The 15,704-nt window shown below is 67.4% G+C and carries 15 protein-coding genes and 1 pseudogene; 8 read left to right on the plus strand and 8 right to left on the minus strand.

What is annotated here, in order from left to right:
- Positions 1-17 precede the first annotated feature (17 nt).
- From AB0H50_RS11205 to AB0H50_RS11225, 5 genes are all read left to right on the plus strand, one after another.
- Positions 18-506 (plus strand): nitroreductase/quinone reductase family protein, encoded by a 489-nt coding sequence (locus tag AB0H50_RS11205; protein ID WP_357449807.1) that lies wholly within the window; start codon positions 18-20, stop codon positions 504-506.
- A gap of 38 nt (positions 507-544) precedes the next feature.
- Positions 545-1,513, plus strand: coding sequence for an ATP-binding cassette domain-containing protein (locus AB0H50_RS11210; protein ID WP_357449810.1), 969 nt, complete (start codon positions 545-547; stop codon positions 1,511-1,513).
- Complete coding sequence (locus tag AB0H50_RS11215; RefSeq protein WP_357449812.1) at positions 1,510-2,343, plus strand: ABC transporter permease; 834 nt, start codon at positions 1,510-1,512, stop codon at positions 2,341-2,343. Before AB0H50_RS11210 ends, AB0H50_RS11215 begins: the two co-directional genes overlap by 4 nt.
- Before the next feature lie 330 nt (positions 2,344-2,673).
- Positions 2,674-4,095, plus strand: coding sequence for a phosphatase PAP2 family protein (locus AB0H50_RS11220; RefSeq protein WP_357449815.1), 1,422 nt, complete (start codon positions 2,674-2,676; stop codon positions 4,093-4,095).
- Positions 4,096-4,310: 215 nt separating this feature from the next.
- On the plus strand, positions 4,311-6,383 hold the full coding sequence (locus AB0H50_RS11225; RefSeq protein WP_357449818.1) for a M13 family metallopeptidase: 2,073 nt from the start codon (positions 4,311-4,313) through the stop codon (positions 6,381-6,383).
- 167 nt (positions 6,384-6,550) lie between these two features.
- Here the strand turns inward: AB0H50_RS11225 and AB0H50_RS11230 are convergent, their stop codons facing one another.
- From AB0H50_RS11230 to AB0H50_RS11250, 5 genes are read right to left on the minus strand one after another with little or no spacing between them, the layout of a single operon-like run.
- On the minus strand, positions 6,551-6,979 hold the full coding sequence (locus AB0H50_RS11230; RefSeq protein WP_357449820.1) for a hypothetical protein: 429 nt from the start codon (positions 6,977-6,979) through the stop codon (positions 6,551-6,553).
- Positions 6,976-8,118, minus strand: a complete 1,143-nt coding sequence (locus tag AB0H50_RS11235) for a molybdopterin-dependent oxidoreductase (RefSeq protein WP_357449823.1) — start codon at positions 8,116-8,118, stop codon at positions 6,976-6,978. Before AB0H50_RS11235 ends, AB0H50_RS11230 begins: the two co-directional genes overlap by 4 nt.
- A complete protein-coding gene (locus AB0H50_RS11240; protein ID WP_357449826.1) occupies positions 8,118-8,822 on the minus strand; it encodes a class I SAM-dependent methyltransferase in 705 nt (234 codons plus the stop codon). Before AB0H50_RS11240 ends, AB0H50_RS11235 begins: the two co-directional genes overlap by 1 nt.
- Complete coding sequence (locus AB0H50_RS11245; RefSeq protein ID WP_357449829.1) at positions 8,819-9,499, minus strand: DUF2064 domain-containing protein; 681 nt, start codon at positions 9,497-9,499, stop codon at positions 8,819-8,821. The genes AB0H50_RS11240 and AB0H50_RS11245 overlap by 4 nt, the downstream gene beginning before the upstream one ends.
- On the minus strand, positions 9,496-10,167 hold the full coding sequence (locus AB0H50_RS11250) for a glycosyltransferase family 2 protein (RefSeq protein ID WP_357449832.1): 672 nt from the start codon (positions 10,165-10,167) through the stop codon (positions 9,496-9,498). Before AB0H50_RS11250 ends, AB0H50_RS11245 begins: the two co-directional genes overlap by 4 nt.
- 123 nt (positions 10,168-10,290) lie before the next feature.
- On the opposite strand from AB0H50_RS11250, the gene AB0H50_RS11255 reads away from it, so the two are divergent.
- From AB0H50_RS11255 to AB0H50_RS11265, 3 genes are read left to right on the plus strand one after another with little or no spacing between them, the layout of a single operon-like run.
- Complete coding sequence (locus AB0H50_RS11255) at positions 10,291-11,634, plus strand: hypothetical protein (protein ID WP_357449835.1); 1,344 nt, start codon at positions 10,291-10,293, stop codon at positions 11,632-11,634.
- Positions 11,635-11,639: 5 nt separating this feature from the next.
- Positions 11,640-12,344, plus strand: a complete 705-nt coding sequence (locus AB0H50_RS11260; RefSeq protein WP_357449838.1) for a response regulator transcription factor — start codon at positions 11,640-11,642, stop codon at positions 12,342-12,344.
- On the plus strand, positions 12,337-13,362 hold the full coding sequence (locus AB0H50_RS11265; protein WP_357449841.1) for a HAMP domain-containing sensor histidine kinase: 1,026 nt from the start codon (positions 12,337-12,339) through the stop codon (positions 13,360-13,362). The genes AB0H50_RS11260 and AB0H50_RS11265 overlap by 8 nt, the downstream gene beginning before the upstream one ends.
- 24 nt (positions 13,363-13,386) lie before the next feature.
- On the opposite strand, the gene AB0H50_RS11270 is transcribed toward AB0H50_RS11265, so the two are convergent.
- The 3 genes and pseudogenes from AB0H50_RS11270 to AB0H50_RS11280 all read right to left on the minus strand — a co-directional run bounded on the left by AB0H50_RS11270 (position 13,387) and on the right by AB0H50_RS11280 (position 15,696).
- Positions 13,387-14,448 (minus strand): NAD-dependent epimerase/dehydratase family protein, encoded by a 1,062-nt coding sequence (locus AB0H50_RS11270; protein ID WP_357449842.1) that lies wholly within the window; start codon positions 14,446-14,448, stop codon positions 13,387-13,389.
- Between the two features lie 170 nt (positions 14,449-14,618).
- A pseudogene (locus AB0H50_RS11275) lies at positions 14,619-14,792 on the minus strand (replication initiator); the annotation flags it as partial.
- Between the two features lie 28 nt (positions 14,793-14,820).
- Positions 14,821-15,696 (minus strand): alpha/beta hydrolase, encoded by an 876-nt coding sequence (locus AB0H50_RS11280; protein WP_357449845.1) that lies wholly within the window; start codon positions 15,694-15,696, stop codon positions 14,821-14,823.
- Positions 15,697-15,704 lie beyond the last annotated feature (8 nt).

The following is a 15,704-nucleotide window of genomic DNA, read 5'->3' on the forward strand; positions in this document are numbered from 1 at the left end:
GAAGGAGTGGTGAGGTCATGTGGATCTGGATGGCGATCGTCGCGGCAGTGCCGGTCGGGCTGATGTTGATCGCGGGCTTGTTCCTGTTGGTGGTGCTGCGCACGGGGTACGGCCCCGGCGTCACGGTCGTCCGCCGGTTCAACCGGCGCTTCACGAATCGGCGCGTCATGAAGACCGCCGGGACCCCGGGCGCCCCGGCGTCGGTAATCCGTCACACGGGCCGTATCAGCGGCACCGTATACGAGACACCGATCGGCATCACCGAAGCCGGGGACGACTTCCTGGTCTCCCTGCCCTACGGCACCGACCCCGACTGGTTGAAGAACTTCGTAGCGTCCGGGACCGCGGAGGTGGTCCACGAAGGAACCACCTATCGGGTCGTCGAACCCGAGCTGGTTCCCGCCGCGTCGGTCGCCGCGCAGCAGTCGCCCGCGGAGCGTTTCGGGTTGTGGCTCTTCGGCGTCGACGAGGTGCTGCGCATGCGCAAGACCGCCACCGTGCAGTGAACCCTACCGACGCGAGCCCGACCCCGGAAGGAAAGACCATGTCCCCGTATGCGATTCACGCCGAAGGGCTGAGCAAGCAATTCGGCGGCACCGCTGCTGTCGACGGCGTCGACCTCACCGTCGCCGAAGGAGGCATCTACGGATTCCTCGGCCCGAACGGCGCGGGCAAGACCACCACCATCCGCATGCTCGCCACGCTGATCCGGCCCACCGGCGGGCGGGCGCGCGTCTTCGGGCACGACGTCGTCACCGACGCCGACGCGGTCCGCGCCCGCATCAGCCTGACCGGCCAATACGCCTCGGTGGACGAAGATCTCACCGGCATGGAGAACCTGATCCTGATGGGCCTGCTGCTGGGCCACGGCCGCCGCGCCGCCACCGAGCGGGCTCGGGAGCTGCTGGCCGCGTTCGATCTCGAAGCCGCCGCCGACCGCCAAGCCAAGCGGTACTCGGGCGGGATGCGCCGCCGCTTGGACATCGCCGCGAGCATCGTGACCACCCCGGCGCTGCTGTTCCTCGACGAACCGACCACCGGCCTCGACCCGCGCAGTCGCTCCCAAGTCTGGGATGTGGTGCGGGCGTTGACCGAGGGCGGCACCACGGTGCTGCTCACCACCCAGTATCTGGAGGAGGCCGATCGGCTGGCCGACCGTCTCGCGGTGATCGACCACGGCCGGATCATCGCCGAGGGCACCACCGCCGAACTCAAGGAATCCGTCGGAGCCGGGGCCGTGCACGTCCGGCTCCGCGATCCGGTGCTGAGGCCGGAGGCGGAGCGAGTCCTGACCGCGGTGCTGGCCGTTCCGGTCCACCGCGAGGACGACCCCGCGGTGCTGTCGGCCCGCCTGTACGATCCCGGCCGCGCCGGTACGGCGTTGAGCGAGCTTACGCGCAACGGCATCGACGTCACTGATTTCAGCGTCGGCCAGAGCACCCTCGACGAGGTGTTCCTCGCCCTGACCGGCCATCACGCCACACCGGACGCCGCCGAGGAGATTCCCGTATGAGCACCGTCCCCACCATCCCCACCACCGCCGGCCCGCTGCGCGCGGTGTTATCCAGCCACGCCCGCCCGACCCGTCCCGGTGCCGTCAGGACCGCCCGTGCCTTCGCCTGGCGCGCGCTGCTGCGGATCAAACATGTGCCCGACCAGCTCTCCGACGTGACCGTGTTCCCGCTGATGATGCTGGTCATGTTCACCTACCTGTTCGGTGGTGCCCTGGCTGGCTCCACCAGTGAGTACCTGCACTCGCTTTTGCCCGGCATCCTGGTGATGACGGTCATGATGACCACCCAGTCGACCGCGGTCTCCCTCAACACCGACATCGGCAAAGGCGTCTTCGACCGCTTTCGATCCCTGCCGATCTGGCAGCCCGCCGCCCTGGTCGGAGCGCTCCTCGCCGACCTCGGCCGCTACGCCATCGCCGCCACCGTGGTGATCAGCGCCGGTGTGGCGCTGGGTTTCCGGCCCGACGCGGGCGTCGGGGGCCTACTGGCCGGGGTGGGCTTGGTCCTGCTGTTCGCATGGAGCCTGTCCTGGGCATGGACCAGCCTCGGCCTGCTCGCCCGCACCCCCAGCTCGGTCATGTTCCTCGCCATCCTGGTCACCTTCCCCCTGAGCTTCATCAGCAACATCTTCATCGACCCCGCCACCCTGCCCGACTGGCTCGAGGCGTTCGTCGACATCAACCCGATCACCCATCTCGTCACCGCCGTGCGCGCGCTTATGCACGGGAACGCGGCGACCACCGAAATCGGCTGGGTCCTACTGACGTGCGCCGCCTTGGTCACCGTCTTCGGTCCCATCACTATGCGGCTCTACCGCCGCGAACGCTGACCCGCCACCACGGTTCCGGGCTACGTTCAACCGGAGAAGCGGCCCACCCGCCGTTGACGGAGCCTGGCTGCGGCGGCGCCCGATCGCCGTCGCGGCCATCGGCGTTGATGACCCAGCTCGATGGAAACAGCAGCCGCATGGAGTTGGGGCGACCGGATGCTGTCGGGGCAGCGGACACGCCGCCCATCTACCCGACGGTCGCTACAGGCATGGCGTCCAGGCGTTTCGCCCGTTGAGAGGTACTCGATGAGTACGAATTCATAAGAATGCCGAGGAGACCCGGGCGACGTTCCCGCATGGCGCGCATGCGTATTCGCATTCGATCGCCCGGTGTCGGTCTGTGTTAAGTCCGCCGTCAAGCAGTGTTCACGCCGTATTTACGATGTCCGAATGCTTATTCACGACGCGCACGGCAGTTCGACCTCACCTCCGGAGCCAGCGGGAGTTGAGCGACTCCGGGAGCGTCGATTTCGGCCGCTCGTGGTGTGGGGCGGCATTGCCGCCGCGGTGCTGGTGCTTGTCGCGGGTCAGCTCATGGCCGTTCACATCCACGCTCTCGGCCCATTGACCAGCCTCTTTCGCGACTACGCCGGGACACCCAAGTCGGCGACGACACCGTGGGCGGGCTTCCTGCTGGCACTGATCGGTGTCACCGTCCGGGTACGGGTGAGCGCCCTCGCCGCCGCGGTCGCCATCGATCTGATCTTCGTGGCGGTTCGGACATTCGACGGTCGGCCGTTCACCGTCGGCAACGGACCGACCATTGTGCTGACGGCGCTGGCGGTGATCGCCGCCCTACGGTGGAGCGGTGTGCGACGGCGGACGGCACTGCACACGATCGCGCTCGGAGCGCTGCTCATCCTCGCGACGAAGGTCGGCGAAATCTGGTTGGACATCACGGCCTGGTCCTGTCCGCAGGTCCTCGACCCGTATGTGGAGCTGGCCGATCGAGCGCTCGGCAATCCGTCCTGGGTCGTCGGGCATGCGCTCGACTTGGCCGGGCCGGTACCGGTGGGTCTGGTGCGCTGGGTGTACTTCGAGCTTCCGGTGGCGGCCATTGTCGTCGCCATTTGGCAGTTGCGCGGCGTGACCACGGGTTCGTGGCCGCGGCACCACTTGGTGCGCACGTTCTTGGTACTCGGCCTCATCGGCCCGATTTTTTACGTGATCTTCCCGGTGGTGGGGCCTGTGCTCGCCTTCGGACCGCAGGGGCACGGCATGGAACTCGCCGACGTCTGGCCGAATCTCGTTCCGGCGCTTCCCGCCTCGGTCGAATCGATGCCCTTCGACGGCATCACACCGCGCAACTGTATGCCATCGCTGCATACGGCGTGGGCACTCGCGCTGTTCATCCACTCACGACGCGGGCCGGGCTGGTTGCGCTGGGGCGGTGCTTTCTGGCTGGTGTGCACTCTCATCGCGACGCTCGGCCTCGGGGCACACTACGGCGTCGACCTCGTGGCGGGCGCCGCACTGTGCCTGACGATCGAGTCCGCCCTGCGCGACCCCGACCGAGGCTGGGACCGTCCGCGCGTGCGGGTGGTGGCGATGGGGATCGCCACGTTCGCGGGAGTGCTGCTGTGCATCCGTTACTTCGCGATGCCGATGGCGACCTACCCGGTCCCCTTCGGCTTCGCGATCCTCGGCATTCTCACCGCACTGTCTATCGTGTTCTACCGAACCTGGTTCGCTCCGCAACATCCAGAAGTCGTTGCGCGCGAGGCCGAGCAGGTCGAACTCGAGCGTCGCTGAAGCGAGCAGCCACTCAACCCCTGATCACCAGAACCGCACCCGCGGTGAGCACCACGATTCGGCGCGCCTGCCGCTCCGACCGAGCCCGCTCGGCAGGGGCCTTGGCAGCACCTTCGCCTCGGGGTGTGGTCAGGGTAGGAGTCCATCGCCAGGCTTAGCGACGGTCATTCGGCAGCCCGATCCGGGAACGTCCATCGGCTCTTAGCCTCTCGAATATGATTGGGCGCGAGAGCAATTCGGGGTCATTTCAGCGACATCGGTTGGATCGGCGGCAGTTCCTCGCTACCGCCGCGGCGGCGCCACTGCTGGTGTCGATCGCCTCCTGTTCCGCGGCCGCTGCCCCGAAACGGTCGACCGGACCGGATCTGTCCGGCGTCGATGCGGCGCTCCGGCCACAGGACGACCTGTACCGGCATATCAACGGGGCGTGGCTGCGGGAATTCCGGTTACCGGCGGACAAGCCCAGCTACGGGGCGTTCGACGAGCTCACCGATCGCACCGAGCAGCGGCTCCGCGAGATTCTCGAGGGCATGTCGGCAGCGGCCGCGGGCACCGATGAACAGTGTCTGCACGCTGTCTACACCGGCTGCCTCGACACCGCCGCGCGCGAGCGGGCGGGGATAACCCCACTGGCGGATCTGCTCGCCGATATCGACAACGCCGCCGGTAAACCCGAGCTCGCGATGGTGATGGGTCGCCTCACTGCGCTCGGCGTGCCGGGGCTGATCGGAGTGCGGGTTCAGCCCGATCGCAAGGATCCGACCCGGCATCGGGTCTACCTGTCACAATCGGGGCTCGGAATGCCGGACGGCTCCTTCTACCGCGATACTCGATACGCCGATCAGCAGGCCGCCTACCGTACCTACCTCGAGCGCGTCGGGCGCGCGTCGGGCCTACCGGAGCCGACCGGACTCGCCATGCGGACCTACGAGCTGGAGAACGGAATCGCCGGTGGGCATGTGGATCTCGCGCTCGTCATCGAATCCCTGTCGTCGTACAACTCCTACCCGTGGAGTGGATTGCGGGACCTGGCACCGGGATTCGACTGGGACGCCTGGCTCGCGGGCGTGACCGACCTGCCCGCGCGATTCGAGACGGTGGTGGTGGACCAGCCCGGATACCTGCCCGTGGCCGCCCGGCTGTGGGCCGAGACGGACATCGCGGTGTTGCGGGACTATCTGCGGCTCAGGGTGATCTCACGCTACGCGCCGACGCTGTCCACCGCGTTCGCCGAGGCGCATTTCGACTGGAACGACCGGACGCTGCAGGGAACCCAGCAGCCGCCGGAACCGTGGCGCACGGCGGTGCGGGTGGTCCGGGAGCGGCTCGGGGACGCGCTCGGGCGCGCCTATGTCGCGCGTCATTTCCCGGCCGAGTCCAAGAAGCTCGCCGACGAGCTGGTCGGGAATCTGTTGCGCGCCTATCGGACCGCACTGGGCGAGGCAACGTGGATGTCCGAGGCCACCCGGCAGACCGCGGTGGCCAAGGTGGACAAGGTGATTGCGATGGTCGGCGAGCCGTCACGCGGGCGCGACTACACCGGGCTGGGCATTCCGCAGGGCGATTTCGTCGTCGCGTTGCGCGGCGCCGATCGCTTCGAATTCCAATGGCAATTGCGGAAACTGGAGCGGCCCGTGGATCGCGGCGAGTGGGATTTCATGACGTCCGCCGACGTGAACGCCGGCTACAGCTGGGAGCTCAACCACATCTGCCTGCCCGCGGCCATTCTGCAACCGCCGTTCTTCGACCCGGATGCCGACGCGGCGGTCAACTACGGCGGTATCGGCGTCGTGATCGCCCACGAGATGGGCCACGGTTTCGACACCGGCGGCTCCAAATACGATGCAGACGGGATCCTGCGGGACTGGTGGACACCAGAGGACAAGGCTGCCTTCGAGGCCAAGGCCCAACTGGTCGTAGACCAGTACAACCCGCTCGTACCGGAAGGCCTGAGCGCCGACCAGCATGTCGACGGCGCGCTCACCGTCACCGAGAATCTCGCCGACCTGCGCGGACTGACGACGGCATTGGCGGCCTACCGGTTCGCCGAACAGCGTCGCGGCGTGACGGATCCGGACTACCGCCCGCTGTTCCAGGCATACGCGCGCATGTGGCGGCACTGCGCGAGCCCGGAGTATCAGGCCATGATGCTCGGACTCGACTCGCACTCTCCCGCCGAATTCCGCGTCAATCAGGTGGCTCGCAACATGCCGGAGTTCTACACGGCGTTCGGTGTCCAGCCCGCCGACCGGATGTACCTGGAAGCCGGCAAGCGAGTCGCCATGTGAGGCAAGGGATATGCACGGTGGTGCGAGAGGGGACGCGGTGCTCCCACGCCTCCTCGGTGAGGTCGTGCACGTAGGGCCGCAGTTGCCGCAATGCGTCGCGGATATGGGGGTGAGCCGAGTGCCGGTAGAGGCTGACAGCCTAGGGCGCGCAGGTCGCCGAAGCCGGTTCATGATCCTCTCCCGGACGTGTCTGTTGTGGGCTTCCGTCGATGCGTTGCGGTGACGGCCAGGACGAGCAGCCAGATGATGGTCAGCAGTATCGCGAGGCCGATCGGATAGTTTCGGTCGAGAATGGTCGGGTTGGCGGGGACGGCGTGACCGCGGCCGAGTACCGGGGTAGCGATCAGCATCAAGGTGACGGTGCAGACCGCGCCGCAGGCAGCGGCTGCCCACCAGGGGCGTGGCAGGATCCGCCGGGCACTCAGACCGACTATCGCGCTCAGCGGTGCGAGAACTGCGTCGTGGAGCAGGATCCCGGCCGCGAACCACAGCGCGATCGAGATCAGATCCTGGGTGCCGAAATCGAGCAGCAGGGTGATCGCGTACCACAGGAGCGCTGCACCGGTCAGGGCCAGCAGGGTTCGTACGATGGTCATGAAAGCACCTCGATCGTGGACAACCACTTCGTCTGCAGCACGCCGGGGCGATTGGGAGCGATCAATCGGCAGGGGTAGCCGTGGTCGAGGTCGAGGGTCTCACCGTTGATCGCAAGGGCGATCAGGGTGTTCGCGTCGAGGGCATGGCGTTGCGGAAGAACCGAACTGTTGTAGAGGCCGCTGGCTTCGAGCGACCGCAACCGGATATCCCCACCTCGGTAGGGCCCGACCGCGGCCAGGAGGTCCCGCAGCCGGACGCCGGACCACTCGGCCGAGGCGCTCCAGCCTTCGACGCACGCGATCGGCAATCGGGCGGAAGTCTGTGGAAGTGCCAGCAATTCGGCTCGGGTGAACCCACGGCTGTGCCCGCCGATCGATACCGTCAACCGGTAGCCGGAATCCCGTGCCGCGCTACTGGTTCCGGCTGCCGCGGCCGTCCTGTTGACCGGGACACCCTGAGGTCCCTCGCCACTGCGGGGCGCCAGCAGGGATGCCCAGCGCAGGAATGGCACCGTCTGCCCGGCGACAGCCACGACTGCCACACCAGCCGCAACCCAGGCAGCGTTCAGCACCCCACGCCGCGAAATATGCCGATCGCCGGCCGGCTCCGTGGCCGGTTCCGCTTCATCCAATCGGCTGCTCAGCGCCCTCCGAATGACCGGTAGTTTCACCGCCAAGTGCACGGCGAGCGCGCCGAGCACGACGTACGCCATTGCGTAGTGCGCGGTGGGGAAGAAGAACTTCCACGGGTAGTACTGCGCGATATTGAACAATCCGGTGGACAGTTCGAATATGGTCGCCCCGACGAGCAGGGCGATGGATCCACGTTCCAGTAGCTGCAGCGGTGATCCGATCACAGGCCGCTGGAACAGCTTCGGGTATACCGCCCAGAGTTTGACCAGCAGGAGCGGTATCGCCGCGACGCCGGAGATGACGTGAGCCCCTTGGGTCACCCGATACAACCAGACCGGGTTGGCCGGCCACCAGAACCATCCGGGTGGATGTTGGATCCAATGGCTGAGCAGGCCTGTCACGAAGCAGATCGTGATGGCCGTGCCGAGGGCGAGACCGACCCGGCTCGCCACTTCCGGTCCGCGGGCGCTCGATATCCCGATCGGCCCGGGTCTGCGCACTATCATCAGCCAGCCTCCGAAAGGCGCCTGAACCAGGCGAAATGTCGTCCGGAGACCTCCGCCGTCGTGATGAGGCGGAAGCCGCTGGCGGCGGACAACTCCTGCGCGTGATCGATGCCGACCCGGGCCCAGGGCATCCAGGCGCCTACTCGCGTCCGGGTTTCCAGACGGATCGGGCTGACGTCGAAACCGGTACGGGGTGGATCGAATTCGACGATTGCCACGCCACCGATGCCGAGCAGTTCCGCCGAGCGGACCAGTAATCGTCGCGGGTCACCGCCGATTCCGATATTGCCGTCGGCGAGAATCGCGTAGGCCCAGCGTCCGGCGCCGGGTAAGTGGCCGAACAGGTCTCGCCGCAGCGCAGGGGCGCCGCGGAACCGCGTGACGCCGACCGCCATCGGCGAAAGATCGACACCGAGGGCGATCACACCTCGTCGCAGCAGGGCTGCCACGAGCCGGCCCGGTCCGCAGCCCAGATCGATGGTCGGTCCATCGCAGGAGTGGGTGATCGCGGCGTCCGCGCAGCGGTCGGCGGGATCCGGATGTCCGAGCCAGCGGCGCGTGGGTAGCCGATGCCGGGCGCCGTCTGCCGTGCGCATCCAGCATTCCGCGCCGGTCATGGCCTGGTCGAAGAGATCTGGTGCGCAGTCGAGTTGCCGTGTGTCCGGGTGGGCCGCTAGCCGATACCGAAAGACATCCAGATTCATCGTGGCACCAACCCAAGGCGGTGGACGGTGTCGGCGAACCGCCCACCGGATTCAGCCGCTACCCGGACGGCGTCGTCGAAGCTGTCGACATCGCTGAACAGAGGAAGGTTGTCGACATGTAATCCGCAGGACAGCAGGGCAGCACGGGTCAGCTCGCCGGTTCGGTTCGTGGACATCGGGACCTCGGCGAGCAGGCGCGCCGGCTGTGGAGTCGGCAGGCCGAGCGCCCACCAGCCGCCGTCCGTGGCCGGACCGAGGAGGGCTGCCGTTCCGGCGGCCAATTCCGCTGCGGCACAGGTGAGTACGTCCGGCCCGAGCTGCGGAGTGTCCATCCCGATCTGGAGGACAGGTGCGCCGAAACGTGCGGCATCGGCGTGTGCATTGGCCAGGCGTGTGCCGAAGTCCGCGCCACGCTGCGGGATCACCCGGAATCGGTCCAGCATCCGGGCTATTTCGGGCGCGCGTTCGGCCGCAGCGAGGTTGCCGGTGAACGCGACGACGCGGTGGGCCACCTGGCTGCGTAGCACCGATTCCAGCGTGTCCAGCAGCGAAGCCGCCGCGACGAGCGCCGCATCCCGTGGCGTGAGCGGCGGGGTCAGCCTGGTTTTCGCGAACCCGGCGATCGGGGCTTTCGCCAGCACCAGCAGAGTGGCGCCGGGCGAGGTGAGGCAGGTCATCGCAGCACCGCCAGGAAGTCCTTGGTGGCACGCAGCGTGCCGAGTATCGAGCCGGAGACCTTGGAGACGCCACCTGTGCGCGGCCGATAGGCGATATCGCGCTCGACGACGCGCCATCCTGCCGACGAGGCCGCGACGAGAAGTTCCAGCGGGTAACCGGACCGGTTGTGCAGCGGGCCGAGCGACAACATGGCACTGCGCCGGGCCACCCGCATCGCGGCGATATCGTGCACGGGCAGACCGTATTTGCGACGCAGCCGGGCGGCGATCACGTGATTCCCCAGCCGTGCGTGCCACGGCCAGACCCGTGCGTGGACGGGGCGTCGCCTGCCGACCGCGAGATCGGCGCCGTCGCGGACCAAAGCGACGAGTCCGGGCAGGTCGGCCGGGTCCATCGACCCGTCGCCGTCGAGCACCGCGACCAATTCGGTGCGCGCCGCGCCGATGCCCGCCTGGACGGCCGCGCCGTACCCGGGCCGGTCTTCCCGTACCACGGTCGCGCCGCGCACTCGCGCTACGGCCGCGGTGTCATCGGTGGAGCCGTTGTCGACGACGACCGCGTGATACTCGAGGGGGATGGCCGCCAATACTGCTGGCAACGCTTCAGCTTCGTCCCGGCACGGAATCACCACGGTCACACTGTCCGGTTCAACGTGGGTTTCTGTCACGATTCCGACGCTAAGCCGCCGCGCCGCCAATAGCGCCGGAAAACCTGTGACGAAAGGGTGACGGACCCGGAAAAGGCCGCTGGAACAGGGCCAACGGCCGGACATTGACCTATCGTTTGACCCGTGCAAGACCTCATCGATTCCGCGCCCCGGCTCCGTATCCCGATTCGTGGCGAGGTAGCCGGGGCAGGTATCGCCGCCGTCATCGTCGCCGCAGCGTTCCTGGTCCCGCAGATTGCCAGCGAACAATGGCGCGCAAAGCTGTATGCCGGTGCGGCACCGATTTTCGGCAACTGGCTGCCACACGCGGGGTGGGGCACCGTGCCCGCCGTTGTCATCGCGGCGTTCGTTGTCACCCAGGGTCCGGCTCTGGCGGAGCGCCTGCCCTGGCGGCGGCTGCTGGTGACGGCCTGGAGCGTCGCCGTCGCCTGGGCATTCTCGTTGGCCATGGTCGACGGCTGGCAACGCGGGTTCGTAGGGCGGCTCACCGATTCCAACGAATACCTGCACGAGGTCGGCGGCGTCACCGATATCCCCGTCATGCTGCGTGAATTCTCCGGGCGCATTCTCGACTTCCAGCAGGATTCATGGACCACGCATGTTTCCGGGCATCCGCCCGGCGCGCTGCTGTTCTTCGTGCTGCTGGACCGGCTCGGTCTCGGCGGTGGTATGTGGGCCGGTTCAGCCTGCATGGCCATCGGCTGTAGTGCGGTCGTGGCCGTGGCGGTCGCGTTGCGGGCACTGGGCGCAGAGGATCGGGCCAGGGCCGCGTTGCCGTTCCTCGTGCTCGCGCCGGCGGCGCTGTGGATCGCGGTCTCGGCGGACGCGATGTTCGCCGGCGTCACTGCATGGGCGGTCGCGTTGCTCGCCATCGCGTGCAGGCCCGGTGGTGGTCCGGTCGCGGGTGTGGGCGCCGGGGTCTTGTTCGGCTTCGGCATCTATCTCAGCTACGGACTGGTGTTGATGGCGATACCCGCTGTGGCCGTGTTGCTTTCGAGCCGGACGGCCCGGCCGCTGCTACCCGCTGCCGCGGGTGCGTTCGCCGTCGCGGCGGTCTTCACCCTCGCCGGATTCTGGTGGCTGGATGGCTATCACCTGGTGGTCGAGCGGTACTACCAGGGGATCGCTGCCGAGCGGTCCTATGCCTACTGGTGGTGGGGCAATCTCGCCGCAACCGTCTGCGCGGTCGGCTTGGCGACGGCCGCCGCGGTCCATCGTGCGCTCGCACGGACGCGGCTGCGTGCACTCGAACCGGCGTCGTTGCTCGTGGCGGCAGGCCTGTGCGCCATCATCGCCGCCGATATCAGCGGGCTGAGCAAAGCGGAGACCGAACGCATCTGGTTACCGTTCGATCTGTGGTTGCTGGTCGGCACCGCTTTCTTGCCCCGGTCCTCGGCGCGAGCCTGGCTCGCGGTGCAGGCTTTCGGCACTTTGCTGGTGGTCCATCTGATCCTGACCAATTGGTGATACCTATGAGCATTCTGATTGCGGACGACGACCCGGTGGTACGGGAGGTGGTGCGGCGCTACCTCGAGCGTGACGGTCTGACTGTGCGTGAAACCGCCGATGGGCCTGCGACTTTGGCTGCGCTCGCCGATCCGGCCGATCCGGTCCGGCTGGCGGTGCTCGACGTCATGATGCCCGCCCCGGACGGTATCGAAATCTGCCGGGCCATCAGGTCGGGATCGCATCCGGACATGCCGGTCATTCTGCTGACTGCGCTCGGTGACGAGGAAGACCGGGTGCTCGGACTGGAGGCAGGGGCCGACGATTATGTCACCAAGCCGTTCAGCCCACGCGAGCTCGCCCTGCGGGTCGCGTCGGTGCTGCGGCGCGCCCAGGTGGTGCGCGACCACAGCCATCCGATATTGCGGGACGGAGCCATCGAAGTGCGGCCGGCCAATCGACTGGTACTGGTGGACGGGTCGCCGGTGGAGCTGACACCGCGGGAATTCGATCTGCTGGTGTTTCTTCTGCAGCACCGGCACGAAGTGTTCAGCCGGGAGACGCTGCTGGCCAGGGTATGGGGTTGGGATTTCGGTGACCTGTCCACGGTCACCGTGCACATCAAACGGTTGCGCGGCAAGCTCGGCGATCGGCACCGCATCGAAACGGTGTGGGGGCGCGGATATGCGTGGGCGCGCAGCGAGGCCGGGAACGGAGGCAGTGATGCCTGAGGACAGCCTGCAGATCGTCGGCTACGCCCTGGCCTGCTCGATACCGGTGGTGCTGATCGGCGCGATCATTCTGCGCGCCACCAGCAATCGCTCGCTGACCACCAGCATGGCCGTGCTGGTCTTGATTCCGACGCTCGCGACGTTGGCGGGAATCGTCGGAGTCAGCGGATTGATGTTCACCCATGAATTCCAGCGAAACGCCCTCGTGCTGGCGGTGGTCGCGGCGGTAACGGTGCCGGCCGCTATCTTGCTCGGGCGGGAGCAGGCGCGAAAGACTGTTTGGGAGAAGGAGATCCGTGAGCAGGAGCGCGCCGCGGAACGTTCTCGCCGAGAGCTCGTCGCCTGGGTGAGCCACGATCTGCGGACGCCGCTGGCCGGTATCCGCGCGATGGCCGAAGCGCTGACGGACGGTGTCGTGACCGGTGCGGCCGATGTCACGCGCTATGCCGAGCAGATCGGCTGCGAAACCGATCGGCTCTCGCGGATGGTGGACGATCTGTTCGAGATGTCGAAGATCAATGCGGGAGCGCTGCGGCTGGAGCTCGAGCCGGTGGATCTGCGTGAGGTGATCGATGAGGTGCTGGCCGCCAACCATCCGACGGCCGAGCGGGCGCGGGTGGCGTTGCGCGCCGAGCAGCCGCCCGATCGAATCGTCGTCACGGCCAGCGACCAGGCGCTCGGACGGGTGCTGACGAATCTGGTGTCCAATGCCATCGCGCATACACCGCCGGGCGGTGAGGTCGCGATCTCGGCGGGTATCTCCGGCGAGCAGGCGTGGGCTCGGGTGGACGACACCGGCCCGGGGATAGCCGCGGAGGACCTGCCGCGCATCTTCGAGGTCGCCTACCGCGGGACGGCCGCTCGTTCGCCGGTGGCGCAGAGCGGGGTCCCGATCGGCAGCGGCATGGGGCTGGCGATCGCGGCGGGACTCGTCGAGGCGCATCGCGGGGACATCACCGCCGAAAACCGCGAGCGAGGTTGCCGGTTCGAGGTTCGGTTGCCGCTCTCCGGCAACTGACCGCGGATCCGAACGTGTGCAGCACTACACCCCGGGCGCGCCGACCCCCGCCGCGGACCGCAGTGGCGCGAATGCGAACTCGGTCAAGCCCCGGATCGGATCCACCTGTGCCGTGAATCCTATTGCGCGCTTGGCGCGGCTCGGGTCCGCGACGATATGCCGCACGTCTCCCGGGCGATAACGTCCGGTCACTACCGGCCGCGGTCCGCCCCGCGCGGCGGCCAGCGTCGCGGCGACCTCGCCGATGGTGATAGGCCGACCGGAGCAGACATTCAACGGGTTGAATCCGGCCAGCGGCTGCTCGACGGCGGCGAGGTTCGCCGCGGCGACATCGTTGACGTGCACGAAATCCCGTGCCTGCCCGCCGTCTTCGAACACCTGCGGAGGCTGACCGGCCTCCAGCGCGGAGCGGAAGATCGCCGCGACACCCGAATAGGGCGTGTCCTTCGGCATATCGTCGCCGTAGACATTGTGGTAGCGCAGCGCGGTCACGCTGGATCCGGTGGCGGACGCCCATGCGGTCGCGTAATTCTCCTGAGCCAGTTTGCTGGCCGCATAAAGGCTTCGCGGACGCAGCGGGGCACCCTCGCCTACCGAAACCCAGGACAGGACTTCGCCGGTATCCGGATCGCGGTGTTCGAATTTGCCGTTCTCGAGATCGTCGACACAGCGAACGCCGACCTCGACCTGGCCACGGCGCCCACCGCGATAGCGCCCTTCGCCGTACACCACCATCGACGACGCCAGCACCAACTGACTGCATCCAGCACGGTCCATCGCGGCCAGCAGCACGGCGGTCCCATAGTCGTTGTGACTGGCGTAGGCGGGTGCGTCCTGCGCGCTCACACCCGCACCGACAACCGCAGCCTGATGACAGACGACGTCGATCCCGCTGAGCACACCCGCCAGAGCATCGCCGTCGCGGACATCCAGTCGCCGCACGTCATCCGGAGTCCACGCGTCGTAGCCATGCGCGGCGGGCAGCATCAGATCCACCGCGACGACCTCGTGGCCCGCGGCAGCCAGCGCGCGATGGACATGGGACCCGATGAACCCGGCAGCGCCGGTCAACAGCACCCGGGTCACGCGCGCACCCGTGCGCCAGTAATCACGATCAGAGGTCTGGACATGCACCGATCGTGCCGGACCGATTCCCTGAGCGACACCATCCACGGCGCGGCGTCATACTTTCGTCACCGAGGCGCGGATGAATGGGAATGCGCTACGCAGCTCAGCGCCTCCATTGGTGTGCAAGATGAACAGCGGCGGGAGACCAGCACTCGGCGGCCGGGCAGGCCGAGGGTGTCTCGGCGGTGGGCTTTGCCCTTGCACTGGCCGGGCACGGTCTTGTCGCTGGTGCCCTTGGGGACGATGCCGTAGCGCAGCCACACCGAGCACGTATCCGTCGGCTGCTTCGAGCGCTGTCTCTCCTGCGCGACGGTCGGCGGCAGGGTAGCCCTATCGGGACTGCGCGGGCGGTTCGGCGGCCAGGAACTCGCGGATTGCGTCGGTGAGGTCCGTGGGGCGGTCTTCGGCGATGAATACGTAGGTGTCGTCGAGCAGGCGCAGCGTGGAGTTGGGCAAGATCGTGTGAAGTCGCTCGGCCAGGTGGACCGGGAACAGCCTTTCCTCCGAACCCCACAGCAGCAGTACCGGTTTGGTGAACTGACTGAGCCGCTCTGCGGCTTCGCGGGTATACCGGTTGTCGATCGACCGGGTGAAGCGCCGGTAGTCGCGCCGGATGGCCGGGTCGTTACGGATATGCGAGACATAGCTTTCCATGATGTCGGCCGGTATCGGTCGCTTCATGACCCAGCCGAACACCGTAGGCAATCGCTGCAATGCGCGGGTCGACATGACCCGGCCAACCACCCAGGTGGCTCCAGGGATAGCGAGCAACGTGGACAGCAGATGGAATGGGGGAGGAAGAAAGTGATCGAAGACGTCGCACGTGGTGAGGACGACTCGGCCGATCCGCGCGGGATGCTCGACCATCACCAGTTGGGTCAGCGCGCCGCCGGTGTCGTTGGCCACCATCGTCACATCGTCGAGGTCCAGCCGCTCGAGGAATTCGGCGATGAGCGCCGCCATTGCGGGCGGCGTCAATTCTTGGTCGGGTACCGGAACCCGATGGGATCCGAGCGGCCAGTCCGGTGCGATACAGCGAAAGCCCGAATCCGCGAGGCCTGGCACAACATTGCGCCACAGGTCGCCGTTGGCGACCAGGCCGTGCACGAAGACAACGGGTCGACCCGACCCGCGTTCGCGATATCGAATCACACAGTCGGACAACGCGATCTCACGCTCTCGGCCGAGTTGTTCACTGACGGACATCGGGCCTC

Origin of the sequence: Nocardia sp. NPDC050793, assembly GCF_040654065.1 — a bacterium.
In the GTDB taxonomy this organism is placed as follows: domain Bacteria; phylum Actinomycetota; class Actinomycetes; order Mycobacteriales; family Mycobacteriaceae; genus Nocardia.

Excerpts from the sequence above, each read along its gene's own strand:
- AB0H50_RS11205 (WP_357449807.1), top strand. The coding sequence starts at position 18 with ATGTGGATCTGGATGGCGATCGTCGCGGCAGTGCCGGTCGGGCTGATG.
- AB0H50_RS11210 (WP_357449810.1), top strand. The coding sequence starts at position 545 with ATGTCCCCGTATGCGATTCACGCCGAAGGGCTGAGCAAGCAATTCGGC.
- AB0H50_RS11215 (WP_357449812.1), top strand. The coding sequence starts at position 1,510 with ATGAGCACCGTCCCCACCATCCCCACCACCGCCGGCCCGCTGCGCGCG.
- AB0H50_RS11225 (WP_357449818.1), top strand. The coding sequence starts at position 4,311 with ATGATTGGGCGCGAGAGCAATTCGGGGTCATTTCAGCGACATCGGTTG.
- AB0H50_RS11230 (WP_357449820.1), bottom strand. The coding sequence starts at position 6,979 with ATGACCATCGTACGAACCCTGCTGGCCCTGACCGGTGCAGCGCTCCTG.
- AB0H50_RS11235 (WP_357449823.1), bottom strand. The coding sequence starts at position 8,118 with ATGATAGTGCGCAGACCCGGGCCGATCGGGATATCGAGCGCCCGCGGA.
- AB0H50_RS11240 (WP_357449826.1), bottom strand. The coding sequence starts at position 8,822 with ATGAATCTGGATGTCTTTCGGTATCGGCTAGCGGCCCACCCGGACACA.
- AB0H50_RS11245 (WP_357449829.1), bottom strand. The coding sequence starts at position 9,499 with ATGACCTGCCTCACCTCGCCCGGCGCCACTCTGCTGGTGCTGGCGAAA.
- AB0H50_RS11260 (WP_357449838.1), top strand. The coding sequence starts at position 11,640 with ATGAGCATTCTGATTGCGGACGACGACCCGGTGGTACGGGAGGTGGTG.
- AB0H50_RS11265 (WP_357449841.1), top strand. The coding sequence starts at position 12,337 with ATGCCTGAGGACAGCCTGCAGATCGTCGGCTACGCCCTGGCCTGCTCG.
- AB0H50_RS11280 (WP_357449845.1), bottom strand. The coding sequence starts at position 15,696 with ATGTCCGTCAGTGAACAACTCGGCCGAGAGCGTGAGATCGCGTTGTCC.